At 52.2% G+C, this 25680-nt stretch carries 20 protein-coding genes and 1 CRISPR repeat array (1 of these 21 only partly in view); of the genes, 19 read left to right on the top strand and 1 reads right to left on the bottom strand.

Annotated features, from left to right (window positions below):
- Positions 1 to 16 precede the first annotated feature (16 nt).
- The 5 genes from TPH_RS16555 to TPH_RS09495 all read left to right on the top strand — a co-directional run bounded on the left by TPH_RS16555 (position 17) and on the right by TPH_RS09495 (position 5133).
- Positions 17 to 199, top strand: a complete 183-nt coding sequence (locus tag TPH_RS16555) for a Spo0E family sporulation regulatory protein-aspartic acid phosphatase (RefSeq protein ID WP_081578650.1) — start codon at positions 17 to 19, stop codon at positions 197 to 199.
- 417 nt (positions 200 to 616) lie between these two features.
- Positions 617 to 1069 (top strand): MarR family winged helix-turn-helix transcriptional regulator, encoded by a 453-nt coding sequence (locus tag TPH_RS09510; protein ID WP_015050986.1) that lies wholly within the window; start codon positions 617 to 619, stop codon positions 1067 to 1069.
- 20 nt (positions 1070 to 1089) lie between these two features.
- On the top strand, positions 1090 to 2832 hold the full coding sequence (locus TPH_RS09505) for an ABC transporter ATP-binding protein (protein WP_015050985.1): 1743 nt from the start codon (positions 1090 to 1092) through the stop codon (positions 2830 to 2832).
- The gene (locus tag TPH_RS09500; RefSeq protein WP_015050984.1) at positions 2822 to 4654 is read left to right on the top strand and encodes an ABC transporter ATP-binding protein; all 1833 of its coding nucleotides are present in this window, start codon (positions 2822 to 2824) and stop codon (positions 4652 to 4654) included. Before TPH_RS09505 ends, TPH_RS09500 begins: the two co-directional genes overlap by 11 nt.
- Before the next feature lie 131 nt (positions 4655 to 4785).
- Positions 4786 to 5133 (top strand): cupin domain-containing protein, encoded by a 348-nt coding sequence (locus TPH_RS09495; protein WP_015050983.1) that lies wholly within the window; start codon positions 4786 to 4788, stop codon positions 5131 to 5133.
- Between the two features lie 112 nt (positions 5134 to 5245).
- Here TPH_RS09495 and TPH_RS09490 read toward each other — a convergent pair whose 3' ends face one another.
- Entirely contained in the window at positions 5246 to 6034 is a 789-nt protein-coding gene (locus tag TPH_RS09490; protein WP_015050982.1) for an amidohydrolase family protein, read from the bottom strand.
- A 349-nt stretch (positions 6035 to 6383) separates the two neighbouring features.
- Here TPH_RS09490 and TPH_RS09485 point away from each other — a divergent pair, with 349 nt between their 5' ends.
- From TPH_RS09485 to cas4a, 14 genes are all read left to right on the top strand, one after another.
- Positions 6384 to 7949, top strand: a complete 1566-nt coding sequence (locus TPH_RS09485) for a class I adenylate-forming enzyme family protein (RefSeq protein WP_015050981.1) — start codon at positions 6384 to 6386, stop codon at positions 7947 to 7949.
- A gap of 334 nt (positions 7950 to 8283) precedes the next feature.
- Positions 8284 to 9273 (top strand): CRISPR system precrRNA processing endoribonuclease RAMP protein Cas6, encoded by a 990-nt coding sequence (cas6, locus tag TPH_RS09480; protein ID WP_015050980.1) that lies wholly within the window; start codon positions 8284 to 8286, stop codon positions 9271 to 9273.
- 195 nt (positions 9274 to 9468) lie between these two features.
- Positions 9469 to 10452 (top strand): helix-turn-helix transcriptional regulator, encoded by a 984-nt coding sequence (locus TPH_RS09475; protein WP_148275897.1) that lies wholly within the window; start codon positions 9469 to 9471, stop codon positions 10450 to 10452.
- 121 nt (positions 10453 to 10573) lie between these two features.
- Entirely contained in the window at positions 10574 to 13489 is a 2916-nt protein-coding gene (locus TPH_RS09470) for a DEAD/DEAH box helicase (RefSeq protein WP_015050978.1), read from the top strand.
- Positions 13470 to 14234, top strand: coding sequence for a CRISPR-associated endonuclease Cas3'' (locus TPH_RS09465; RefSeq protein WP_015050977.1), 765 nt, complete (start codon positions 13470 to 13472; stop codon positions 14232 to 14234). The genes TPH_RS09470 and TPH_RS09465 overlap by 20 nt, the downstream gene beginning before the upstream one ends.
- On the top strand, positions 14231 to 16291 hold the full coding sequence (locus TPH_RS09460) for a hypothetical protein (RefSeq protein WP_015050976.1): 2061 nt from the start codon (positions 14231 to 14233) through the stop codon (positions 16289 to 16291). Before TPH_RS09465 ends, TPH_RS09460 begins: the two co-directional genes overlap by 4 nt.
- Before the next feature lie 39 nt (positions 16292 to 16330).
- Positions 16331 to 16960, top strand: a complete 630-nt coding sequence (locus TPH_RS09455) for a hypothetical protein (RefSeq protein ID WP_236608781.1) — start codon at positions 16331 to 16333, stop codon at positions 16958 to 16960.
- Between the two features lie 55 nt (positions 16961 to 17015).
- Positions 17016 to 17957 (top strand): CRISPR-associated protein Csc2, encoded by a 942-nt coding sequence (locus TPH_RS09450; protein ID WP_015050974.1) that lies wholly within the window; start codon positions 17016 to 17018, stop codon positions 17955 to 17957.
- Between the two features lie 13 nt (positions 17958 to 17970).
- Complete coding sequence (locus tag TPH_RS09445; RefSeq protein ID WP_015050973.1) at positions 17971 to 18753, top strand: hypothetical protein; 783 nt, start codon at positions 17971 to 17973, stop codon at positions 18751 to 18753.
- 21 nt (positions 18754 to 18774) lie between these two features.
- Positions 18775 to 19131 (top strand): DUF4282 domain-containing protein, encoded by a 357-nt coding sequence (locus TPH_RS09440; RefSeq protein WP_015050972.1) that lies wholly within the window; start codon positions 18775 to 18777, stop codon positions 19129 to 19131.
- 133 nt (positions 19132 to 19264) lie between these two features.
- Positions 19265 to 20275 (top strand): CRISPR-associated endonuclease Cas1, encoded by a 1011-nt coding sequence (gene cas1 / locus TPH_RS09435; protein WP_028990906.1) that lies wholly within the window; start codon positions 19265 to 19267, stop codon positions 20273 to 20275.
- 30 nt (positions 20276 to 20305) lie between these two features.
- Entirely contained in the window at positions 20306 to 20608 is a 303-nt protein-coding gene (gene cas2, locus TPH_RS09430) for a CRISPR-associated endonuclease Cas2 (protein ID WP_015050970.1), read from the top strand.
- A 37-nt stretch (positions 20609 to 20645) separates the two neighbouring features.
- Positions 20646 to 21224, top strand: coding sequence for a CRISPR-associated protein Cas4 (gene cas4, locus TPH_RS09425; RefSeq protein ID WP_028990907.1), 579 nt, complete (start codon positions 20646 to 20648; stop codon positions 21222 to 21224).
- The gene (gene cas4a, locus TPH_RS09420; protein ID WP_015050968.1) at positions 21221 to 22177 is read left to right on the top strand and encodes a type I-A CRISPR-associated protein Cas4/Csa1; all 957 of its coding nucleotides are present in this window, start codon (positions 21221 to 21223) and stop codon (positions 22175 to 22177) included. Before cas4 ends, cas4a begins: the two co-directional genes overlap by 4 nt.
- 368 nt (positions 22178 to 22545) lie before the next feature.
- Positions 22546 to 25680: a CRISPR direct-repeat array (repeat unit 37 nt; unit sequence GTTGCACTAATTACCCCGATGAAAAGGGGACTGAAAG); it runs 5173 nt beyond the window's last position.

Here is a 25680-nt window from a genome sequence, read left to right as displayed (position 1 = left end):
TTCGGGGGTGCTGGGGATGAATGAGAAAGAAAAGATAGAGGCAGCCCGCAAAATTCTCAATAATGCTTACAGCTTAAACCTCAGCAAGGATGTCCTTCTGAGGATCAGCCGACTTATCGACAAATATGTTGTTGCCTACCATAAAAAAGAAAACAGGGTGAAGAAAGAGAAAAAACGAAGTAACGACAGCGGGCGATAGAGGGGGGCATAGGTAGGGCACTTCAGCGATGCCGTATCTACCTCTCTTCGCTTTGGAAAAGGCCCGTGCTGAGATAACGCTCACCTCCATCTGGAAGAAACACCACGATCCACTTGCCGGCTTTTCCGGACGATTGGCCACCTCCTTGGCGGCATAGGCCGCCGCACCAGATGAAATGCCGACCAGCAAGCCCAGCGTTCGGGCCAGAAAACGGCTGGTATTAAATGCTCCGGAGTTAGCGCTCCGGAAAATTTCTTTATAACCGAGTATTTTCTCCAAAATAACTCTGTTTCCTTTCGGAGTCTGCAGGCTGATGAAATTATACCCGCCCATATTTGATCACCCCCTTGACATCAGAATCTGAAACGGTACGATAAGAATAGTTAGATATCTAAACGATATAACGGTGGATGTGAGATGAAAATCGCTAACAGTGATTCCCTGGATTTCCTACTAGGGCAGGTCATCAGGCTGCACCGTGCCCGGGTTCATAAGCTGTTCGGGAAACTGGGGCTGTATCGAGGGCAGCCACCCATTCTTTTCATCCTGTGGGAAGAAGACGGGCGTACCCAAAAGGAGATAGCGGATAGGCTTCATTTAAAGCCGGCAACCATAACCGACGGACTAAAACGCATGGAAAAAGTCGGGTTGATTGAGAGGAGGCCCGATCCCGAAGACAGGCGGGTTACCCGCGTCTATCTGACCGATAAGGGAAGAGAATTGCAGGCACAGGTGGAAGAAAAACTGAGGGTCCTCAACGAGGAGGCTTTTCGGGGGTTTACGCAGAACGAAAAGGTTCTGTTGCGCCGCTTTTTATTGCAAATTAAGGATAACCTTTTGCAAGCGATCGGTGAGGATGGCTCTTGCTGATTTTTTGATGGGAGGAGCAGGTGTTGTTCGGGTTATTTAAATATCTGAAGCCTTACTGGATGGCGACGCTGCTGGCCCCTTTGTTTATGTTCGTAGAAGTTACCTCCGACCTGTTGCAACCTACCTTGATGGCCAGGATCGTTGATGAGGGTATTGCTAACGGAAATATGCCCTTTATCATCACCACCGGTCTTCAAATGGTAGGGATAGCTCTGATGGGTTTGTTGGGCGGCCTTGGTTGTATTGCTGCTTCGAGTTACGCCGGTGTCAACATGGGGACCGACTTGAGATCCGCCGTTTATAAAAAAATACAGCAGTTTTCCTTTGCGAACCTGGATAGATTTAAGGCCGCTTCTTTGATTACCAGACTGACTAATGATATCGTACAGGTGCAGATGGTTGTTCTCATGTCACTGCGAATGCTGGTCAGGGCGCCTCTCCTTTGTGTTGGAGGGCTTGTGATGGCTTTGAGTATCAACCCCCGATTGTCGTTGATATTCGGGATTACAATACCCTTGCTGATTGTTTCTCATGCTCTGATTATGAAAAAGAGTTTTCCTCTGTTTGCCATGGTCCAGCAAAAACTGGACAGGGTCAATGCGGTTATCAGGGAGAATCTCAGCGGAGTGCGGGTGGTGAAGGCGTTTGCCAGGATGGAACTGGAAAACGCCAGGTTCGGTACCGCCAATGAGGAATTGGCTGAGATAGCAATTAGGGCGTCAAGACTGATCGTGCTGATCATGCCTCTGATGATGCTGATCATGAATTTAAGTATTGTGGCTGTGATTTGGTTCGGGGGAATTCAAGTAAAAAGAGGAGATTTTCAGGTCGGGCAGGTAATGGCTTTTATCAACTACATGACGATCATTCTTTTTTCTTTGTTAATGGTCGGTTATATTTTGATGATGTTTTCACGAGCGAAAGCCTCTGCCGACCGGATCAATGAGGTGTTGGAAACCGAAGTGGATATTAAAGATGTTGCTGATGCTTCTGATGCTCCCATCAGGAATGGCAGCATTGTTTTTGAAAATGTCACCTTCAAGTACAAAGGGGATAGCGGCGAACCGGTATTGAAAAACGTGTCTTTTTCCGTAGCTCCCGGAGAAAGGGTGGCTATTCTGGGGGAGACCGGTTCGGGCAAGTCGACGTTGGTCAATCTGATTCCGCGCCTTTATGATGTGACAGAGGGAAGGGTTTTGGTGGATGGAAGAGATGTGCGTAGCATCAAGCTGAAAACGTTGAGAGAGGGTATCGGTATTGTGCCTCAGGAATCAATGTTGTTTTCAGGTACTATCAAGGATAATCTTCGCTGGGGCAAAAAGGATGCTACAGATGATGAAGTGATCGCTGCTGCAAAGGCAGCCCAGGCGCACGATTTTATAATGAGCTTCAAGGATGGTTACGAAACCCACCTCGGGCAGCGCGGTGTGAACATATCCGGGGGGCAGAAACAACGACTTGCCATCGCCAGAGCACTGGTAAAAAGGCCTCCTGTGCTGATTCTTGATGACAGCACCAGCGCCGTAGATGCAGAAACTGAGGTCAAGATCCACCAGGCCCTCAGAATGTTTTTGCGGGATACTACGATGATCATCATTACCCAACGGATCAGTCCGATAGTGGATGCGGATAAGATCCTGCTCCTTGAGAGGGGGAAAATAGTAGCACAGGGTACCCATGAGGAACTGTTGAGAACCAGCCCTGTTTACCGGGATATCTGCAGATCTCAACTGGGGGAGGAGGAGGTAGAACTTGTCCGGTAACGGCACCGGAAGGCCGATGGGGCCTGTTGCGGGTTTCGGTCGTGGGCACCATCTTCAGGGAAGATTCGCAACCGCACCTAAAGTAAAAAATGCCCGCGAAACGTTGAAAAGGCTAGGGAAGTATCTGAAGCCTAAAAAAGCCGCTTTGGGTTTGGTGTTGATGATGGTTGCCCTGAGCGCCGCATTCAACCTGACAGGTCCCTTTTTGATCGGGAGAGCTATCGATGATTATATTATCCCCGGAGATATTCGTGGCCTGATCGGCATTTCAGTCTTGATGCTGGTGATATATATCCTGGGTGCTCTGTGCACCTGGCTGCAGAATCACATTATGGTCGGACTGGCGCAGGAAACCGTCCTGGAGATCAGGAAGGATCTCTTTAAAAAGCTTCAGGTTCTTCCGTTGAGTTTCTTTGATAGCAGGCCGCACGGTGATTTGATGAGCAGACTAACCAATGATGTTGAAAACATAAGCAATACTTTAAGCACGAGTGTTACGCAGTTCTTTTCCAGCGTTTTTACCTTTACCGGCACACTTGCGATGATGTTGTATCTCAGCCCTTTGTTAACCCTGTTTACAATGCTTATCGTCCCCGTCATGCTTTTCTGTACGGGGATGGTTGCCAGACGTACGCGCCTGCTTTTTGTGGATCAGCAAAAGGAGTTAGGTCATCTGAACGGCTTTATCGAGGAGACCATCTCAGGCCAGAAAGTTGTGAAGCTGTTCTCTCGAGAAGAGGATAATATTCTGGAATTTGAAAAGTGTAATCAGCGCTTAAGGGCCGTGTCCGTTCGTGCCCAGATTTTTTCAGGGATTATGCCTCCCTTGATGAACCTTCTGAACAATATCGGCTTTGCCATAGTCGCAGGTGTGGGAGGATATCTTGCGGTCAGAAACATCATCACCGTAGGTGTTATAGCCAGTTTTTTGAATTATTCCAGGCAGTTCTCCAGGCCGCTGAATGAGATGGCCAACCAGTTTAACATGATCCAGGTAGCTCTGGCAGGTGCCGAAAGGGTTTTTGAGGTGATGGACGAGGAGCCTGAGCCGGCAGATGAGCCGGATGCGGTTGTCCTCAATGAGGTGGCAGGAGCGGTAAGGTTTCAAGATGTCTTTTTCGGCTACCGAAAGGATTCACCTGTTGTGAAAAATATCAATCTGGATGTTCGTCCTGGACAGACGATCGCCCTGGTAGGCCCTACCGGTGCCGGCAAGACGACGATAGTAAACCTGCTTTGCCGCTTCTACGATGTTGACAGGGGTAAGATCACTATCGATGGCAGAGATATCCGGCAAATTCGGAGAAACAGCCTGCGCTCCGCACTGGGTATAGTTTTGCAGAATACCTTCCTCTTCTCAGAATCGGTACGGAATAATATCCGCTACGGAAGACTGGATGCTACCGATGAGGAGGTTGAAAGAGCTGCCAGATTGGCCAACGCCGATCACTTTATCCGCCGTCTTCCTCAAGGCTATGACACAATATTAACCGAAAACGGTTCGAACCTGAGCCAGGGTCAAAGGCAGTTGCTTGCCATTGCCAGGGCTATTCTGGCCGATCCTGCAATTCTCGTGCTGGATGAGGCAACCAGCAACGTGGATACCCGTACTGAGTATTATCTCCGGCAGGCCATGCTGACGCTGATGAAAGGGCGCACGAGCTTTGTCATCGCTCACCGTTTGAGTACCGTCAGAAACGCCGACCTGATTCTTGTTGTCAACGGGGGGGAAATCGTCGAAAGGGGGACTCATGAGGAATTGCTGAAACGGAAAGGAGTCTACTACCAACTTTATTCCAGTCAGTTTAAGCGGGTATCATAGCCGGATTTGTGGTGCAGTTGCTCTGGGAGGTACCTGACAGGCGGTTTCTTGTGTTAAGATAAGAGATGCAAAGAGAAGCAGCAGAGAAAGGATATGACCTTGAGGTAAAAATGGAAAAGAGGAGAGGGTTTATGTACATCGATAACGTCAAAAATATCCGAGCGGTGCAAGTGGCGGCTCCGGGAGCCAGAAGTGTGGTTAAGCAGGTTCTGGTCGGACCTGTTCAGGGTTGGGAAGGCTGGGTTATGCGCCTCTTCACGTTGGCCGCAAACGGCAATACTCCCCGCCATTCCCATCCGTGGCCGCATATCAACTACGTGGTGAAGGGCTCGGGTATCCTCTTCCTGGACGGCAAGGAACACGATCTGGAGGAGGGGTCTGTGGCCTTTATCCCCGGTGGGAAGGAGCATCAGTTTATCAACGGCGGGGAACAGGAATTTGCTATTATCTGTATAGTGCCGGAAGAAGGGGAAGTGTAGTTTTTATTAACCGGACACGTTCGGTAATGGCCGGACGGGATCGCTCCGGCTGGCCCTCCTGCCGGAAACAAGCGGTGGGTGGCAAACACCGTGTTTCGGTTGCGGAATAGCATTAAAGCCTTAACAACCTCTTGGCATTATCTCCCAGGATCATGGCGATTTCTGTTTTCTTTAAACCTATGGATTTAATCAACGAAATTTCGCTTTTCTGATGGCCCCAAGGAGAATCCGAACCGAAGAGGATCTTTTGAACGCCGTGCCCTCTGATGATCCGTTTTATGGCTTCCGGCCCTAAATCCGTGATGGAGTATGATGTGTCGAAGTATATATCCCGTCCTAATAAATACTCTTCAACCTCGTCCCAGTAGTCGTAACCACCCATGTGGGCGGCGATAATACAGGCGCCGGGGAAGGCGTCCAGAACTTTTTTCAGGCGGGAAGGGGGGCAGTGGCAGGGGTCCGGAAGCCCGACGTCGATCCCCGCATGAAAGAGCACGATCATACCCTGCTTGAAGAGCTCTTCGTAGATGGGGAAGACTCCTGGGTCATCAACATAGTAATCCTGGTAATCGGGATGAAATTTGACCCCTTTGATGCCGGCAGAAGCCAGCCACTTGATTTCCTCTTGCCAGTTGGGATAGTCCGGGTGAATGGTGCCGAAGGTAATAATGTTTTGATCCTGAACCCCGGCCGCCCAGCGGTTGATGGTAGCGGTTTGGGATGGCTTCGTCGCCACCGGCTGGAGCACACTGATGTCGACTCCGGAATCCCTCATCGACTTTTTGAGGGCCTTAATGGTGCCGTCGGTATAAGCAGGTATGCCTGCCTTTTGAGCAAGGAGGGGGATTGCTCTCGGCGCCAGCTCGTCCGGAAAGCAGTGGGTGTGGACGTCAATGATCATCTTGTTCTGACTTACCTCCCGATTTTCGAAAAAAGCTTTATAAATTGAAACCCAATTTACTCGGGCAGGAATCTCCGGCACTATCTAGAATTAAATAAAAAAATGTGCTATGATGCTATTATAGCAGAACACCGGGTATTTTCCAGGATTCAGATCATAGAGATTAATTAGGGATCGGTTTATAGCCTGCCTTGGAAGATATCCCCTACAATAAAATAATTCGCAAGGAAGGGTGATCGATGGTAGAACGGAAGGATGGAAGCTCTTTATTTTTTTGTCCGGATAGCTCATCAGGGAAAACGGAAGGTCCGGCCGTAATTTGCGGTCGGAGTGCAGGGAGGTTGGGTTTATGCCGATAACGGAGATGCTTTCTCGCAATGCCAGGATGTACCCCGAAGAAACCGCTTTGATAGAGCGGGATCCGGCTCTGGGCAGGCGGAGGGAGATCACCTGGCTGGAGTTTGAAAACATGGCCAACAAGATCGCCGGTGCTCTGCTGGAACGCGGCATCGGGCAGGGGGATAAGGTCGCCATCCTGTTGATGAACTGCCTGGAGTGGCTTCCTATTTACTTTGGCATTCTGAAGACGGGTGCCCTGGCGGTTCCCCTGAATTTTCGCTATACTTCGGAAGAGATCAAAAGGTGCCTCGCCATCGTCGAGGCGCGGGCGCTGTTTTATGAGTCTCAGTTTACGGAAAGGATCGCAGCGATTAAAGATGATCTGAACTGTGTTGATTACTATATTTATGTAGGTGAGGACTGCCCTCAAGGGGCGGAGAGCTTTTCGGAAATCCTCGCTCAGCTTCCCCCTGACGACCCCGGCATCGCGCTGGCCGACACCGATGATGCCGCCCTCTACTTTACGTCAGGCACCACCGGAGCTCCCAAGCCGATCTTGCTGACGCACGCCAACCTGGTTTCGGCGTGCATCACCGAAAACCGCCACCACCTGCAACAGCATGAGGACAACTTCCTGTGCATTCCCCCGCTCTACCATACCGGGGCGAAAATGCACTGGTTCGGAAGCCTCATCGTTGGTTCTAAGGCCGTTATTCTGCGCGGGGTGAAACCCCACTGGATACTGGAGGCGGTATCGGAAGAAAGAGTGACCATCGTCTGGCTTTTGGTGCCGTGGGCACAGGACATACTTGATGCCATTGAAAGCGGTGAAGTGAACCTGAAGGACTATCACCTTGATCAGTGGCGGCTGATGCACATCGGCGCCCAGCCCGTGCCTCCGAGCCTGATCATCAGGTGGAAGAAGTATTTCCCCAACCACATGTACGACACCAATTACGGCCTGAGCGAATCCACAGGGCCGGGATGTGTGCACCTGGGAATAGAAAACATCCATAAGGTCGGGGCTATCGGGAGGCCGGGTTTCAACTGGGAGGCCATGATCGTCGATGAAGAGGGCAGGCCTGTTCCCGTCGGTAAGGTAGGCGAACTCATCGTCAGGGGGCCGGGGGTCATGAAGGGGTATTACAACAACCCGGAGGCCACCCGCAAGGTGTTGAAGGACGGATGGCTTTATACCGGTGATATGGCACGCCAGGACCGGGACGGCTTTATTTACCTGGTCGACCGGAAGAAGGATATCGTCATCGTCGGGGGAGAGAATATCTTTCCGGTGGAGATAGAGGAATTCCTCAGAAGGCACGACGACATCAGGGATGCGGCCGTCATCGGTATGCCCGACCGGCGTTTGGGGGAGGTTCCCGTAGCCATTGTGGAACCCAAGCCCGGAAGAATGCTGACCGAGGAGATGGTGATGGAGTTCTGCCAGGCCCTACCCAGGTACAAGAGGCCGCGGCGGGTCTTTTTCGACAAGGTGCCGCGCAACCCAACGGGTAAGATCGAAAAGCCGAAGCTGCGCGAAAAGTACTGTGCGAGAAGTGTAGCCCAGGTTGTTTAGGATGTGCCGCTGCCGTTGAAGTGAAACTGGAGACTGCACCCCGGGAAAGTAGCCGGGGTGTTTTCTTTTCCCAAAAAGAGAATTCTGGACGGGCTTCTTCCCCTACTTTCCTTGGGGGTGATAATAGTTTCTTGAAGGGAAAATGCTCTCTTTGTCGAATTTAACAGAAGAAGCATATTCTGATATGCCAGGAAGTGAATGCCACCAGGGCATTCCGAATGTCATTAAGGGCAACTTGTAAACCCGATGGGAAGCGTGTCAGCAGCAGGAATATTTCTCCTGTCTTATTAACATAATGCCCTTCTTGGGATCAATGGCATGGCAGGTGTTTCCTTTGAGTTTCCTTCCTTGCCCGCAGGGCCTCGTTCTCAGCCGCTATGAAGCGCGATTTCGCGCCGGCGCAGACGGCGTCATCCTTCCACCCTACAAGGGTTCCACCTTCCGCGGCGGGTTTGCCGGAACCTTTCGGCGCCTCGTCTGCTCAGACGGCACCGGTGAGTGCAAAAAGTGCCGTTTAAAGCACGGCTGTCCGTATACTCTGGTCTTCGAGAGCGAGCCGCCGCCTGAATCCGAAGTCCTGCGCAGCTTTGATGCCGTTCCCCGGCCCTTTGTCCTGGAACCTCCGCCGGATGAGAAAACCCGCTACAGCCCGGGAGAGGCCTTTGACTTTACCCTGCTCCTCTTTGGAAGGGCGAGAAACCTTCTGCCCTATTTCGTCGTCACCCTTGAGGAGTTTACACACCGGGGCATCGGCAAAGGGCGCAGGCCGTTTTTCCTGGAGGAAATAGTCGCAGTTAATCCTCTTACAGGTGTGGCCGCCGTTATCTATCGACGGGAAGACCGGATCGTCAGGCCTCGTGATCTATCCGTTACCGCCGAAGACATCTGGAACAGGGCTGCCGGGTATCCGGTAGACGGCCTGCAGAAAATTGAGATCAACTTCTGCACACCAACCCGAATCACCCATCAAGGCGCAGCAATCCACACCCCGGAGTTTCATACCATCATCCGCAATCTGCTTCGCCGCGTTTCATCCCTCTGCTATTTCTACCACGGCTTTCTCTACGAGGCAGAATTCCCCGAGGTCATCCGGCGCGCCTGTGAGGTGCACCTCGTCCGGGACAAAACCTCCTGGGTCACCATCGGGCGCTACTCGTCCCGCCAGGGGCGACGGATCCCCCTGGAGGGTTTCGTAGGGCGGGCGGTCTACGAAGGGCCGCTTGCGGAATTCCTTCCCCTGCTCCTGCTGGGCGAACTGATCCACGTGGGCAAGGGGACGGTCTTCGGACAGGGGAAATTTGCTCTGCGAATTCTTGCGGAGTAACTTTCAGACTGAACACTGGTTGCAGTGTGCTCTGATATACTGAAGCTGGAATACAGAAACATGGCTGCAATTGCAGTAGACATCGATGTGGCAGGCTTCGATCCATTCATCCGATAATCAGCCGAAATCAGCCGATCAGCACCCTGCAGAGATTCTCATGTCACCCAAAGAAGTTTAAGTAAGGGGTAAGAAAACGTGTCGGGAAGGCAGCAGCTGGAGCGCATCATGGAAATCGACCGCCAGGTGCGGGCAAAGCTCTATCCCAACGCCCGGAGCCTGGCCCGTGAGCTGGAGGTGAGCGAGCGCACAATCTACCAGGACCGGCAGTTTCTGATGGACCGGCTGGGCGCTCCTCTGGCTTATGACCGGCAGCGCGGCGGCTGGTACTACACCGATCCCACCTGGGTGCTGCCTTCGGTGCTGATGACCCAGGGAGAGCTTTTAGCCTTCTTCCTGAGCGTGGAGGCGGCACGCCGCTGCCTGGGCACCCCCTTTGAGGCCGCTCTGCGCTCTGCGGTGAAGAAGATCACAGCCAGCCTGAAGGCTCCGGTAGAGGTGAATCTGGAGGAGTTGCGGAGAAGCTTTACCTTTGCCTCGTATCCGAATGTGGGAGTACCGGAGGAATTTCTCCTCGACCTGCAGCGAGCCGTTCAGGAGCAGCATCAAGTGAAGATCCACTACTACACCGCGAGCCGTGGCTGCTGGCAGGAACGGGTCGTCGACCCCTATCACCTTTACAACCGCAGCGGTGACTGGTACCTGATCGCTTTTGACCACCTGCGTTCTGCCTATCGCATTTTCCATACCGGGCGCGTCGACCGGTGGGAGGTTTTGAAATCCGGATTTACCCGTGACCCTGATTTTCACCTCGAGGAGTGGATGGGACAGGCCTTTCAGATAGAACGCGGTGAGGAACCGGTGGAAGTGGCTGTCAGATTCGACGCCTACCAGGCGCGCTACATCCGGGAGCGGCGCTGGCACCCAACCCAGACGGTGGAGGAGCTGCCGGACGGCGGTTTGATCCTGCGCTTCCGGACCGGCGGCCTGGCCGAGGTCAAGCGGTGGGTGATGGGGTACGGCAGCCACGCCGAGGTGCTGGCCCCGCAGAGCCTGCGGGAAGAAGTGGCCGCAGAGGCGGGGGAGGTTGTGAAACTGTATAGAGGGAGCCCCGAGATGTAGATAACCGTTTAAAGCACAAATGGAGAGCGCTCGCTGCCGGCAATAAAGGGGGTTGTTACGGTGCCAGGCGTTTTTGAGCCCGGCTATCAGCACCTTTTGTGGAGTAGAGGAGGGCATTCGAATGCCTTTGTCCGTATTGGTTACTAACCAGCCACCCGAAACAGATGAAAATGTTCCTGAATCTGTGAAGGATCTTTTTCAGTCCTATACTCGGGTAAAGTATGGAGAAATGCTGATTCCTTTCCGACATCAAGCTGAAGTCTTTCGTCGGGTATTGTCAGATCAGGAGGTATTCCTGGTGGCGGGTACGGCTGCGGGAAAGACTCTGGCCATCGCCGTACCGCTGTTCCATAAGTTGCGGGAAGGACGTATTCGCAAGGTTTTGCTGATGTATCCTACGATAGCCTTAATGGAAGACCAGCGCCGGGTGATGGATACTCTGGCCGAAATTACTGGCTTACAGATAGGCCAGTTGCATGGCGAGATGTCACGCACGCAACTGATGGCGGCGCTAAATAAGCCGGTTATCCTGGCTACTCCTGACGAGGTCTACTGGTTTTTCCGTAAGAACGCCAAATATAGCGGTCTGCTCATCTATGGCCTGGCATTGGTAGACGAGTTCATTTTAGACGAAGCACACCTGTTCAATGGTCTGATGCTGCGAAATCTGACGCATCTCAAGCAAAGAATATGTCTGCTTGGTGAGAGGCTGGACAAGCGTCCGCGCTGGCACGTCCTCACCGCTACGCCTACGCCAGAATTGCGTCGTCTTACGAACGGGGTGGAGGTGCGAGGTCGGTCCAAGTGCGGCGATGTAGAAGTGACATTTCTTGAACCGGAGAGGGGCTACGAAGAGCGCCGTGACAGACTGATTGGCGCTGTTGAATCTGTCTTGGCCGACGGGGCACAGAAGATTCTCCTGGTTTTCAACTCCGCTGATCTGGCTCACAGGGTCTTTGAAGGCATCAAAGGCAGATCCCTACCTGACTTATCACCCGACCTGCAGATGCGGTTTGGACGCATCCCCTGGGGCAAATTCAAGGGCTGGCTGGAGCAGGAAGGGATGGTGATGGAAACCGTGGAGGAGATAGAGGGGTGGCTAAAGCGAGAAGGGCCTTTTTACCTGAAGGACCTGGATGAAGGAACTCGCGTTGATCTATCCATTGAGATATTGGCCGCCAGGGTAGCACGGTTGCTGGAATGCCATACCTACAGTCTTAAACGTCTCCTCTACTCTCTGAACCGGGGTGGAGAGCAGCACCTGATTGAAGCCATGAACCGGCAATTAAGAGGAAAGGGGAAGTTATCCCGGTTACTATGGAATGAGGTTAAGCCGATGTTAAATCAGGAACCGGATATCAACGCTGTCATTGAGGCACTGAACGAATACATAAGGATTATTCAGTCCGGACTGGAACGCCTTTGGACGGAGGACTCACTATGGGTAACCGCTCCGGCTTTCAGAGAGATTACAGAGTCTCTCCAAAAGGCAGGCGCAAGTCCCGAATTGTCCGAAGCGATTACCAACCATCTGAAATACACCGTGAATCTTCCGGAGCAAAGTGCAGCGGGGCTCAGGATGTCCCCCGGGGAGTTGGCCGAACGGCGTGTCGCCCTTTCTTGGCTGGACTGGCTGGTCGTGGATCCCTCTCGGAAGCAGGCATTGATTGAGCGTATACATCAGGCTTTGGCAGCTAAGGAACTGGATGTTGAGGCGCGCCACATTGCTATGTGGGGCGACACGGATGTACCTGTAGTAATCTATACCGGTAAAATGTCCCGCACAGAACGCGAGGGACTGTTAGATGCCTTTAGTAAGCTTCACAGAGCAGTGCTGATATCCACGCCAGCCGTTGAAGTCGGAGTGGATTTTGCTGCTGATGTCCTTATTACCGAGCAATGCGACGGCAACAGTTTCTTGCAGCGCTTCGGACGGGTGGGGCGCCGTCCGGGTATCCAGGGCAAAATATTCGTTTTGATAAGGGATGGCGAGACTTATGTGAACTTGTTTCAGCGCCTTTGGACCCCGGTGAGCAGGGATGAGTTCTCTGCCCTTATTGCCGATCCTGCAAATGGTCTTTTTCCGGCCCGGCTTTACGCCGAAGGCTCGGCCTTCTTAGACGCTACCCACTGGATGGTCAACGCCCAATTGGGCGAGATTGGTGAATGGCTCAATCGGACCATGTTTGGCAACGAAGTGGGTACTTTAGGCCGGAAGTTGCGGGAAGCAAATCTGCCTTTCGCTTATGGTTTGAGGGGGACGCTTCCAGAAGTCGTTCTCCAGGGGGGCGTAGGGGGGGACCCCTTCTATATTCTGCGCAAAGTGTCCAACGAGCGGCTTTTGCCCGGCGATTCGCCTTTTGAAATGGCCCGGGCTGAGATGTGGTACTTGGAGTTTCTATGGAAGAAATCGGTATGGAAGGCTATTGCTGTAGACACTAAAGCCACGCTGGAGGCCAGTCAGGTACTCTTCTGGTGGCAAGGCGGACAGTGGCACGTGCGGGCTGGTTATGGTGTTGCCGCGGATTACGTGAGGTTATTTATCAGCGAGCCGGTCAGCAAAGGGCAACCCGTTGGAGTTCTCTTAAAGGCATTGGAGGAGCAAATTCGGCATGATTTGGAAGAATTTCTCTCGAAGATACGCCCTGAGGCGTCCAAGCCACTTCCTCAGCTTCTGGTTCAGATAGGAGAGGCATTGCCCTTGTTCTTTGAGTCTTACTCTCGCCTCGTCCTGGGCCAGGGTGATGTGCATCTTCTGCGGGTGGATGCGGATGGTATCGCCGAGCCGGTGGAGGACCAACTTGGCAACCCGCTAGTGCTGCCCGACCAAACCTGGTTAATTATGTTCGGCTATACCAGGGAGGAAGCGGAGGAGTTACTAAAAAGAGCCTCGGCCCTTAATTTGGAAGAGATCATTTACAATTGGGAAAGCTTGGTGGTGCCAGGAAGCTTTGGGCCTGTGCTTCTCGAACGGGTGGCGGGGGCATGTTTTTATGTCTATCGGAGGCTGGTGGAGTATGCTAATAGACAAGTATAAGGCTACCTTAGGCAAGTCAACAGGCCGGCAAACCCTTTACGATCACTCTTTGTCCTGCGTGGAGGTGGCCCTACGGGTGGCCCGGCTGGCCGGTGAGGCACCGGGGCCCCGGCTGGACCGGCTAATCTTTGCAACCTTTGTACACGATGTGGGAAAACTCGACCCGGATTTCCAGGCCATGTTGAATGCAGCCGCCAGTGCCCAATCCTTGCCCGGTAAGAGGGTTAAGCACGAGGCCAGCACCTTTGACTATGACCATCCCCGTATGGTAGAAGAGAGCAAAGAAGCCATCCGGCAGGAACTGCGGGGAGCTTGTGGTTATGATCTTGACCTGGCGAACCTGGAAGGAACGGCTATGGATCACATCTGGGCCTTTGCGGTGACCCACCACGGGTTCTTTCATCTTTCCTATGAGCGAGAAAAGGCCGGCACCCTTCGTCCTCTCATTCGCCGCCAATGGACTTCCTTCTATCCTAACGAGGAGCGGCGCATCACACTGGTGGACCTGCTCTTTACCTATCATCCTCTGGGCGGTCTCGTGATGATTGGCGATCTTGTAGCTTCATATTGCCACGAGCAGGGGCAGGACTACCGGCCTTTTTTTAACCAGGCATCTAGCCTTGGGGAGGTGTTCGCCTACCTTACCGAGAACGCCGACGAGATCGAAGCGGGGCTCAAACGCTATGACCCCAGAAATTACGGGCTAAAGGAAACCCTGAAACTGATAGGGGGAGGACTTCGATGAACGGAAACCCTTTTACATTCGTTGTTCAAGCGGCAGAGGAAACCTTGAATAGTTGGAGTTTGGGCAACGCTGTCGGCAGCCATACAGTGGCGTCTCTGGTGGCCGATGGTGCTGCCTATTGGGAGCAGACCCTCTCAGACGGTTCTCATCTGGCCGTGATCCGCCTCTATTCCCCTGTGGTGCGGCGGGAGGAGGTTTTCCTCGGCAACGTGCTACTTAACGATTTTTTGAGCAAGGCATTGATTCGGGCGGTAGAGCGGAACGGTCTGGGCCGCATTAGGCTTTTGGCCAACGACCTGGAGAGCCATTACTATCTCTACCACGGAGAGGTGGTTCTGGACCAGATAGCTGAATGCTTCCGGCAAGAGATCCTCGATAGCCTACCTGACCTTTACTTCGGCGATGAGGATCAAGCTCGTGGCATTTACGGCGATATTGGGCGGATGTTGACTTTCTATAAGAGCAACATCGAACCCTTTCCAGCCTTTGCTGTCCCACGTGACCTTTTGCCTGGATTACTTGCTAAGATCAATCGGAGGTTACGAGAACTTGTAGAGGAGGAAGAAACGAATATCAACATCATCCTGGCTATTCTAAGTTTCTTCTACGCCAAGGACGGTACAGAAATGCAGAGCTTCTACGCCTTTCTTTGCCGGGCTATGAACGAAGGCTTGCTCCCGACAGCACCAGTGCGAGGCGCCTTCGCCTTGGGGCCAGGAGATATTTTTGATAAGACTGTTTTCACTGAACGAAAGAATGCCCAAGTGATTGACCGGGCTCAACTTAAGATTGCAATTGACGGATTTCTGAGCAATGTGCAGCAGCAAATAGACAACGGGGCAGCTGAAACAGTAGCAGCCAATTTGGCAAGAAAGATGCCGGCCTTGAGCCTTGCCCAGGCTGCCAGTGTTCTGGTTCAGGGGGTGCAGCTTGGTTTTCTGCCAATATGGGAAATTGGATGCAAGGCAGCCGCAGAGAGAAAGATGCCATGTCGCTTTTGCAGTGCTGATGCCGCCATCATCGCGGAAAAAAACATCACCGGTGGGTTTGGGGCTGGCCGCTTTTATAATCAGTCGCCGAAGCTGCGACCCTTCGAAGAGGCCCTGTGTGTTCGATGTGGGATCAGTAGCTATTTAGTGATTAAACTATTGGGTATGCACATCGCCAGACCACAACCCAAGGCGAAAGACTTTCCGGTACCGAAGCAGTTTAACATCATCTTCCACTACGGACGTCACGGTGAGGCAGATGCCCGGCGGCTTGCGGCCGTGATTGATTATTTATTTGAGCGAATCGGCACTTTCCAACAAAGAGCCCGCGAGGATAAGAGACCGTTCTCGGTAGAATATATGCGGGAGGAATTGATCCGGTGGGAAAGGGAGCGCCAAGACATGGATCCCTGCTCGGCAGGGGAGATCCCCAGCGCCGAGGAAGCCTTCGCTGCGCTAATTGCTGACGACACCGTGGCCCCCGGTCTAGAGACCCTGGGCCAGATGCGCACCGATGTGAAGGCCCAAGTCCTGCCACTGGGAGTGGGCGACTACCGCCTCTTGGCCTTCATCTTGCCTCAGCTCCAACCAGGCCGGGAGGAAGCCCTAGACTTTGTTCAGCGGCGTTTTTCCAAGAGCCGTCTCGCTGCTTTCACCCTGCTAGCCCTCTTACGCAAGCTGTGCGGCTGCGATGGGCCTTATTACTTCCAATCGGTACCAACTCTAGCTCCCGGCGGGTTCGACACCAACACCTTCTACGTCCAGGGTAAGGCCGAAAACGCCGACGATGTCATCCGGCATTTCAGCGCCATCGTTAACTTCGCCCGACGAGTAGTCAAGTGGCGGGAAGGCCATTCGCTTCTGGCCGATTGGATTCTCCTGGCCGAACGGCTTGAAGAAGATCCTCTAGGCACTTTCTCGGAGGTCCTGCGGGATTCGCCCTTGCGAGTCGGCGACGACTTGCGCGAAGCCCGATACAGGCGTCTTTCCAATGAGTTCGCGAAAGGAATGGGGGTGGTTGACGGGACAGAGTATCTGAAACTGATAGAGCAACTCAAACAATTATGACCCCAGCCATTTGTGGCCTCAGCAAATCGAGGAGGTGAAATGATGCCAAGACAGGTGAACACAACGGAAATGGACGAATTTTGTCAGCTTCTCTTTCGCACCCTTGACCGGCTAGGTGGTGACCTTTTGCCCCTCTTTTTGAGCGAGCGGCCTACCGCTTACGAAAAATACCCGCGCTTATTACTGGGCTGCATCCGCTACTACGACAACGTGGAGGCCGGCTTTGAGGAGTGGAAGAGTAAGGTGCTGCGGGATGCCAGCGACTACCGGCGGGAACAGGAATTCCCTGAACTCCTGGCCCTTAAGAAGTGGCTCCTGGACCATCGGGGCCTTTTTGAGGGGCGCAAGGACAACTTGAACCATCTCAAGCGCAGCCTCTACGCTCGGGCCTATGAGTACCTTTACCCCCGGAGGCTGCTCACCGGGGCCTACGCCGAGGCCAACCGGGGAAATCCAGATGCTCTGGAGGAAGATGCCATCCGGGCCAACTTCCGCAGAGTAGTTCAGCCGCACATCGCCAAACTGGCCCAGGTTTACGGTGAAGGTGAGCGGCTTCAGACCATCGTTACCGAAGCCGAGGAGTTTCTCCTTGCCAACCGCCAGCGCTATCGCTGGAAACTGCGGGAGATGGAGGCCATGGAGACACCGGAAGAGGCGGCCGGAAACTGATTTGTGAAGTAAGGCTTTTGTCTTATAAAATCTCAAAAACGAGGAGGGAAGCACCATGAGCCAGATTGAGCTCTTCGTTGACCAAATGGCCAGTGTTAGCGTTCTGGTTCCCAGGGTGGTCAACAAACGGCGTGTGGCTCAGCCCATTTACACCCGCCGGGTGGTTACAATTGTCGGCGTGAAGACTGTAAAGACCCGTTTTCTGCCGGTCTCCCACGAAGGCTACGGTAACGAGTCCTATGTGGATAAACTGGAACTCTTAGGCAAGACGCGAGCCGAATTTATCAGTCGCAAGCTTAAAGGGATCGAGCGCCGCGCTCATATGAGTCTTTTTCGGGAACTGGTAGAGCAGAAAACCAATAGCAGCTGGCAAGACTACTTTACTGCCAAGTTTGACAAAGAATGCACCATCCCAGATAGCTTATGTATCGCCTGCTGGAACTGCTCCCTGTTTGGCGGGCTGGAAGCCGGTAAAGGGGCTACATTCTCCCGCATCCGCTATTTTGACACCTACTCGGTTGAAGATGCTGTAGATTGCATAGCCATGGAGGGCAGCGAGGAAGGGATGGGAATTGGCAACCAGGTCTATGAGGACGTGAACAAGGGCCGTGGCGCCGAAACCTACCACCTATACGAGTACGTCAAGGCCGGCACCCGCTTCCCCTTCATCACCATTATCGAAAGCCCTACCCTGCTTGACGTAGCCGGCTACCTGCACACCGTGCGCCGGGCTGACGAACACGGCTACGGCAAGTACTCGGCCAACCACGGCAAGTTCGATACCGAGTTCCTGGTGGTGGCCACAGGCTATCCCCGCTTCTCGGTACTGGATATGCTGAAATGGGCCGATGAAGGTACGCTGGATAGCCGGTTTGAAGAGGGGAAGGTGCAATTTGATGACTTAAACGGCAGCGTATCTCTCTTTGGGAAGGAAATTGAAGCCCTGGCGGGCAAGCTTACGGAGGCCTTTGAAGAGTACTTCGCGGCTCTAGGGTAAGAGGTGATGCACTGTGCTCTACGCTAGGGCTATTACTCTCAGGAACTGCGGGCGCTTCACCGTGGTAGCATCTGACTTCGGGTCGGATTACCGAACCCATACCCACGTGACCAGCGAGGCCCTCTACGCCAGCCTAACACGGGGTGCTACCTGGCGGCCGCGCCTGATAGACTTGAGAAACGACCCGGACGCCTTCACTCAAGCCTATGACGTGGCGGCTATGCCTGTTTGGTTCTTACCGGGTATCTTCATGGCAGAGGGAAGCCATCGCCTTCCCGATGCCTTTCTAGATACTACGGCCTTCAACGTCGTGCACGAATTCTACCCCAGCACCGGCCGCAGCTATATGTTCAAAAAGGGCAGCCTGGAGGCAAAAGATCGCCCTTACTATGTCCCGACCTACGGCACCATTCAGGCAATCAAGCCCGACCAGCGATTGGTAACTTATGGCCTTTCAGCTAAACCTGAATTGTTGGAGAGTTTTGCCGAAGGCCAGACCTTCCTGCTGGGCAAAAAACGGACGATGTTCCAGATAGTAGGTCTTTCCGAGGTAGTTGAGGGAACAGTAAAATGCGGGAAATGCATCACAGGCTGGTTGGAGTTGCATGCTAATCATAGCCATTATTGGCAAAACTTTGAGTCTTTTGAGGTATTGGCTACTACTTTGCGGTATATCATCTTGCGTGGAACCACCCGAAAAAAAGCTGGTTATATGGAATTTGCCTTTTCCGACGGTAGTGGTCTCTGTGTACCTGATTTCTACTTTGAGCTCCTGAGACAAGAGAGGATATTGTGAGCGAACCAGGAGGTATCTCCAATGACCGAAAAATCTTTCTGGCCCCGGCTCTTCGATTTTTCCTTTTCATCCTTCGTCACACTGAAAATCATTCCGATTCTCTACTGCCTGTGGATTGCCATCGGGGTCATCGGGGCGCTGGGCATGCTCGCAACGGGCGGGATGAGAACGATGCAGTTCGGCTGGTGGCTTGGAAATTTCCTTTTCAGCCTGATCTGGGCGGTGGTCTTCTTTTTCCTCTGGGTGATCGGCGGCCGGGTTTGGATGGAGACTATTATCGTTCTCTTCCGCATTGCCGAGAATACTTCAGCTCTTGTCCAGGCCGGGCGGGGATGGTGGTCTGAGAGCTGGGAAGGGGCGAAGGACACGCTGGTCTGATAGCTTTTGTCTATTCAGATTGATTTACTTATCTTGCTCAGAGTAATAGGTTGGTTGGCCGGGGCATCAAGATAGCCTGTAGAATCTTTAGGGTTTAGCGGTGGCAATGTGGGGTCGTCGGAGGTGAGGTGAACTGTCCGAAATCTTCATCGTCAATTTTGGGACGACTCTGGGGAAGAAAAGCGAGCGCCTGGTCATCAAAGAACAGGGTAAGGTGATAGGTGAGATACCTTTCCAGGATGTCACGTGCCTTACTATTGCTTCGCGGGGAGTTTCCCTTTCCTCCGACGTGGTGCTCGAGTGCATTCAACATGGAATCCAGATCAACTTCCTGACGCCTTCGGGTAAGCCCTACGCCAAGATAACCTCCCCTCAACTGAGCGGAACGGTGCTCACCCGCAGGGAGCAGATCCTCGCCTATAAAGACGGCCGCGGGCTTGCCCTGGCGTTGGCCTTTATCGACGGAAAGCTCCGGAACCAGGTAAACGTTTTGAAATATTTCGGGAAGTACCGACGGGCCTCCGACGCCGCTCTTTACCAGGAGTTGGTCACCCGGATCGCCGCAATAGAGGAAATCAAAAAGGAGTTGGAGGGCATATCTGATGGAACGGTAGAGGAGGCAAGGGGTAATATCTTCTCCATCGAAGGCCGTGCTGCCCAGGCTTACTGGGAAGGTGTAGGGCTCCTGCTCGGGCAAAGAATCGAGTTCGCCGGCCGGGAGCGCCGGGGCGCTGAGGATCCCGTGAATTCAGCGCTGAACTACGGCTACGGCATCCTCTACTCCCAGGTCTGGGGAGCGGTGATGCTGGCAGGACTGGAGCCTTTTGCCGGATTTCTTCACACCGACCGACCTGGCAAGCCCAGCCTTGTACTCGACCTGACCGAGGAGTTCCGCGCCTGCATCGTCGACCGTACGGTGATCGGTATGATCCTCAGAGGGACCGCGATTAACCAGAATGAGGGAAGCCTTACTGAAGAGACCAGGCGCGAGCTTGCCAGGAGGATACTGGAGCGCCTGGACGGCGAGGAGAATTACGAAGGGAAAAAGTACAAGATGAGATCGATTGTTCAGCGCCAGGCAAGGCGGGTTGCTGCCTACCTGAGGGGGGAGGGGAAGTACAAGCCCTTTATTGCCGGATGGTAGCGGCTGGATGGACACACTGGAGGTGGTAACTTGAAAACTCTCGTTGTTTACGATATTCCCGATGACCGGATCCGGACCAAGACCTTCGAAACCTGCAAAGATTACGGTCTCGTGCACATCCAGTATTCGGCTTTCTTTGGAGAGTTGAACCACAACCGTCGTCAGGAACTTCAGCAGCGCCTGTATCGGGTCCTTGGAGGTAAAGAGGGGAAGATTCTCATCTGCCCTATTTGTGATAAGGACCTGTCGCTGATTCTCGAGGTCGCGGTTCCGGAAACCGATTCTCTCTCACGAAAATTGGCGGGGTTGCAGAAGGGGCCGTTAGTTATTTAACGGATTTAGGCGCTTTTGGTCAGGCTTGTGAGGGATTATGATGGAACCGATCCTAAAGGTGAGCGACATCAAGCAATATCTTTACTGTCCCCGGATAATTTACTTTACTTACGTTTTACCTGTGGAGAAAAGGGCAACTCCCAAGATGGAGATCGGCAAAGAAGAGCACCTGAAAACGGCGAGGCTTGAGGGGCGGCGCCGGCTGCGTTCCTACGGCTTTGAGGAGGGTAAGCGATTCTTTAATGTCTACCTTTTCTCATCTCGCCTGGGACTTGAGGGAGTACTGGACATGTATGTTGCCGTTTCACGTGGTTCTTTTCCCGTTGATTTTAAGAATACTTACCGACCTGCGGTCAATCACAAGTATCAACTTTTAGCCTACACCCTTCTGCTGGAAGACCATCTCAGGCAGCCTGTACGGGGCGGTTTTATCTATTTGATTCCTTCGAGGCACACAGTTTACATAGAGGCCACTCCAGAGGCTCGGCTTTATACCAAGCGGCTTATGGGGGCAATCCGCAGCCTGATCAGGCGGGAGCATTTTCCTGCCGTATCCCGGAGCAGGGGACGGTGTGCCGACTGCGAGTACAAGAACTACTGCGGGGATGTGGGATGATGTATTTTCTGTCTGATGACGAGAGAAAGCAGCTTCTGCGCTACTACCTTCCAAAAGCGCGGGAGCTCGGGGTGGTCGATGAGCTGCGGGGTTGGAACTGGCACCAGCCTCCGCTGGAGCCCGTTTATGGTTCGGTTCTCGCTTTGTACGAGGTGGCCGGCAAGTACTGCCCATCCGGCAGGGATGTCTTTCTGCGCCGGGTACAAGGAATCAAGGGAGAACCCAACTCTGCAATGATTCAGGGGATGGTTCTCCATGAAGTCCTGGCCGACCTTCTCGTAACTGCGAAACGGGCGATTTACCTCCACGGAACGGAGAAGTATCGGGCAATCTGTGAGGAACTCGAAAAGTACATTCCGGAGAAAACGTCTCATTTTGCAGGCCTTACCGATTCAGAGGCGGCCGATCTGTCCAGAAAAGTTGAGATCCTGTGCAGCTTTGAGAAGGCGCGGGTGCTCTCCCGCCTTCAAGAGGTGCTCACCCGCTACCCTTACATTGGTGAGGATTCCCTTGCGAATCTCACGATTCCAGTCGTGGTGGAACAGAAGCTCAATGGGGCCTTTCTCGGCTTGAGCGGCAACTTAAGCACGGATGCCTTTATCTTTTATGAGCCGATGATCCTCGACCTGAAGTTCGGGGAGCCCCGAGACTTCCATAGACTGGGTACTACCGGCTACGCACTGGTGATGGAGGCCATTTACGAGTTTCCGGTGAACCTGGGGTGCATTATTTACGGAGAGTTCAGGGGAGACCGGCTGATTGTGAAGCGAGATATTCACATCATAAGCGATGAATTGCGGCAGTGGTTCATCGAGGAGCGCGACGAGAAAGCGCGCTTCGTCACCGAAGAAATTGACCCCGGTCTGGCCGAGGACTGCCCTGCTACCTGTCCCTTTTATCACGTTTGCTGCGCTGAGGATGGTTCCGAATTGTTGACTTCTTCAATTCCGTAGTTTTTCTGGTATGTAACTTTCGGAATTAAGAAGAAAGGTTCCGCTAGAAGAGTACTTGATTAGGGAAATAAGACTTTTACTTTCGGTTGGTTCCTTATGTTCCTAACCGTAGCTCAAATTGGTTATCGCCAATGGTTTTTCGAAAAAGAAGCCTGAGGAGTAAATATCTGACATCGATAAGGGTTCGAGGTTGTTATTAAATGCCCTGAAAATACGAAGTTAGCTGAAAAAAGAAATTTCGAAAATTTCGAAAGAGGAGTAGTTTTTCATGCAAAAATCTTCGCTTCGAATTTTTGCCCTTGAAAAGCGGTTGAACATTCCGCGGAATCCTCTGTACGGTAAGGCTTTGAACCATACAGCCTGATGCGGTTGCACTAATTACCCCGATGAAAAGGGGACTGAAAGTTTCATCAAAGCCCCAATATACCAAGGGATATAGGTGTTGCACTAATTACCCCGATGAAAAGGGGACTGAAAGTGTTGTATCACGGGCAGCTATGCGCCAATAATAACTCGTTGCACTAATTACCCCGATGAAAAGGGGACTGAAAGTCATCGCTGAAGCCCGCACTGGCTGGCCTGCTGCACTCGTTGCACTAATTACCCCGATGAAAAGGGGACTGAAAGAACAATTCACCCCTTCTTAATCCCGTCCGTACTGCTGTTGCACTAATTACCCCGATGAAAAGGGGACTGAAAGTAATGTAAAGTATGTGCAATTCAAAATATCAACGGGCTGTTGCACTAATTACCCCGATGAAAAGGGGACTGAAAGGTGGAAGTCGGATGATATGGTTCGACAAACAAAATCGTTGCACTAATTACCCCGATGAAAAGGGGACTGAAAGTCCCGGACGGCTATTGTGTTTTCTTTTACTCTTCAGGGGTTGCACTAATTACCCCGATGAAAAGGGGACTGAAAGCAATCCGGCAGTAGCGGCGCCATAGAATTCCGATCTGGTTGCACTAATTACCCCGATGAAAAGGGGACTGAAAGTCTTCAAAGTACACTTTGAATGCTTCGTGCCCACACCCGTTGCACTAATTACCCCGATGAAAAGGGGACTGAAAGGCTCTGGGAGCGAGGCGAGGACTTTGAGATGGTATTCTGTTGCACTAATTACCCCGATGAAAAGGGGACTGAAAGAGGGCATGGAGAGCCAATTTGATCGCTTACGCCAGGGTTGCACTAATTACCCCGATGAAAAGGGGACTGAAAGCAACCTGATTAAAGGACAACGCCAGCTCGTTGAGCTGTTGCACTAATTACCCCGATGAAAAGGGGACTGAAAGCTCCTCTCAAACGGCTCCCGATATCATATTACCACGGTTGCACTAATTACCCCGATGAAAAGGGGACTGAAAGTTTGCAATTCAAACCTTGCATTGGACAAATTCAAAGCAGTTGCACTAATTACCCCGATGAAAAGGGGACTGAAAGTACCTGCTCGGCGGTCAGCCCGGTTTCTCTTAGTTGTTGCACTAATTACCCCGATGAAAAGGGGACTGAAAGTCTGTACCAGGAAGGTGCCAGTTATCCCCCGGTCGGGGTTGCACTAATTACCCCGATGAAAAGGGGACTGAAAGTTAATTAACCGTAACGGTCATATAAAGTTTTTCCAGTTGCACTAATTACCCCGATGAAAAGGGGACTGAAAGAACGGCCAGGAAAGACGAATCAGGGGTTTTTCAATTGTTGCACTAATTACCCCGATGAAAAGGGGACTGAAAGTACCGACTACAAACTGGCCTGTAAATATGTTTATGAGTTGCACTAATTACCCCGATGAAAAGGGGACTGAAAGAGTTCGATATATAAGTTTGCCAGTTCAGCGGCCGCCGGCGTTGCACTAATTACCCCGATGAAAAGGGGACTGAAAGTTCGCTGGTCTGCTAGCTTGAACAAACTATCTCTTTCTGGTTGCACTAATTACCCCGATGAAAAGGGGACTGAAAGGGCTTTCACCGTCAAAGAAATGAAATTTGATATAAATGTTGCACTAATTACCCCGATGAAAAGGGGACTGAAAGGCATCGGCCTTGGCCATAGCCCAGGCAATTTGCATTATGTTGCACTAATTACCCCGATGAAAAGGGGACTGAAAGTCATATTCGCGTATCTCGATACAAACCCTATTAGCAACGTTGCACTAATTACCCCGATGAAAAGGGGACTGAAAGTCAGTAAAACACAGTCGGATATATCCGCATATCAGAAGTTGCACTAATTACCCCGATGAAAAGGGGACTGAAAGGGTCGTTTTCTCCCTTCCTGGAGAAGAAGACTACATCGTTGCACTAATTACCCCGATGAAAAGGGGACTGAAAGTGAGTCAAAGTGATTTTCAGCGTCAACTTCATTTCAGTTGCACTAATTACCCCGATGAAAAGGGGACTGAAAGGTGGCGTTGATACCCAGGACGACAGGCTTGAATTTGGTTGCACTAATTACCCCGATGAAAAGGGGACTGAAAGTCCTTAACCCTGCAGTGCGGCGGTCACATAATTGGCGGTTGCACTAATTACCCCGATGAAAAGGGGACTGAAAGGTCTCAGATTACGAGCCTCCATTATTTGCTTTAATCTTGTTGCACTAATTACCCCGATGAAAAGGGGACTGAAAGGAAGTCTGAAAAATTCGCTCTCGTTGCAGACATTAAGTTGCACTAATTACCCCGATGAAAAGGGGACTGAAAGTCCACTATTGCGATTAAAGGCACCGCGCTTCCTTTTGTTGCACTAATTACCCCGATGAAAAGGGGACTGAAAGTTTTGACGCTATGACCCTCACCCTCAATTTCAGGACCGTTGCACTAATTACCCCGATGAAAAGGGGACTGAAAGATCAAGTTATTTGCTGTAATTCTAAAAAACCTGAGGAGTTGCACTAATTACCCCGATGAAAAGGGGACTGAAAGTGCAACCCAGCCAACGTGAGATTTATAAGCCAAATACGTTGCACTAATTACCCCGATGAAAAGGGGACTGAAAGATCTTAATTGAAATAGGGTCTTTCAGCGTTCTTCCGCGTTGCACTAATTACCCCGATGAAAAGGGGACTGAAAGGGTCAGGTCGGCGCCGGCGGCATCCACCCGGAGGTGTTGCACTAATTACCCCGATGAAAAGGGGACTGAAAGCAGGGTAATTGGGATGCCCAAGCGTGGAAGGGTCACAGTGTTGCACTAATTACCCCGATGAAAAGGGGACTGAAAGCTATCTGAACGAGCTGGACCAGTACGCCAAGCACGGTTGCACTAATTACCCCGATGAAAAGGGGACTGAAAGATCTCCAACAGCATAAAAGTTTTCCCTCGTTTCTCTGTTGCACTAATTACCCCGATGAAAAGGGGACTGAAAGTCCTGTTATAGGTTGAGCGGAGCGGGGAACTTTGCTCCGTTGCACTAATTACCCCGATGAAAAGGGGACTGAAAGTGGTATAGCGTGGATAGCATGACCTGGGTGAAGGAGTTGCACTAATTACCCCGATGAAAAGGGGACTGA

This window comes from Thermacetogenium phaeum DSM 12270, assembly GCF_000305935.1.
Taxonomy (GTDB): Bacteria; Bacillota; DSM-12270; order Thermacetogeniales; family Thermacetogeniaceae; genus Thermacetogenium; species Thermacetogenium phaeum.
Note: the sequence above shows the minus strand (reverse complement) of the source record. Positions and strands in the feature narration are given on the sequence as shown.

Coding starts and splice junctions, on each gene's coding strand:
- TPH_RS16555 (WP_081578650.1), top strand. CDS start 17: ATGAATGAGAAAGAAAAGATAGAGGCAGCCCGCAAAATTCTCAATAAT.
- TPH_RS09510 (WP_015050986.1), top strand. CDS start 617: ATGAAAATCGCTAACAGTGATTCCCTGGATTTCCTACTAGGGCAGGTC.
- TPH_RS09495 (WP_015050983.1), top strand. CDS start 4,786: ATGTACATCGATAACGTCAAAAATATCCGAGCGGTGCAAGTGGCGGCT.
- TPH_RS09490 (WP_015050982.1), bottom strand. CDS start 6,034: ATGATCATTGACGTCCACACCCACTGCTTTCCGGACGAGCTGGCGCCG.
- TPH_RS09485 (WP_015050981.1), top strand. CDS start 6,384: ATGCCGATAACGGAGATGCTTTCTCGCAATGCCAGGATGTACCCCGAA.
- TPH_RS09470 (WP_015050978.1), top strand. CDS start 10,574: ATGCCTTTGTCCGTATTGGTTACTAACCAGCCACCCGAAACAGATGAA.
- TPH_RS09465 (WP_015050977.1), top strand. CDS start 13,470: ATGCTAATAGACAAGTATAAGGCTACCTTAGGCAAGTCAACAGGCCGG.
- TPH_RS09460 (WP_015050976.1), top strand. CDS start 14,231: ATGAACGGAAACCCTTTTACATTCGTTGTTCAAGCGGCAGAGGAAACC.
- TPH_RS09455 (WP_236608781.1), top strand. CDS start 16,331: ATGATGCCAAGACAGGTGAACACAACGGAAATGGACGAATTTTGTCAG.
- TPH_RS09450 (WP_015050974.1), top strand. CDS start 17,016: ATGAGCCAGATTGAGCTCTTCGTTGACCAAATGGCCAGTGTTAGCGTT.
- TPH_RS09440 (WP_015050972.1), top strand. CDS start 18,775: ATGACCGAAAAATCTTTCTGGCCCCGGCTCTTCGATTTTTCCTTTTCA.
- cas4 (WP_028990907.1), top strand. CDS start 20,646: ATGATGGAACCGATCCTAAAGGTGAGCGACATCAAGCAATATCTTTAC.
- cas4a (WP_015050968.1), top strand. CDS start 21,221: ATGATGTATTTTCTGTCTGATGACGAGAGAAAGCAGCTTCTGCGCTAC.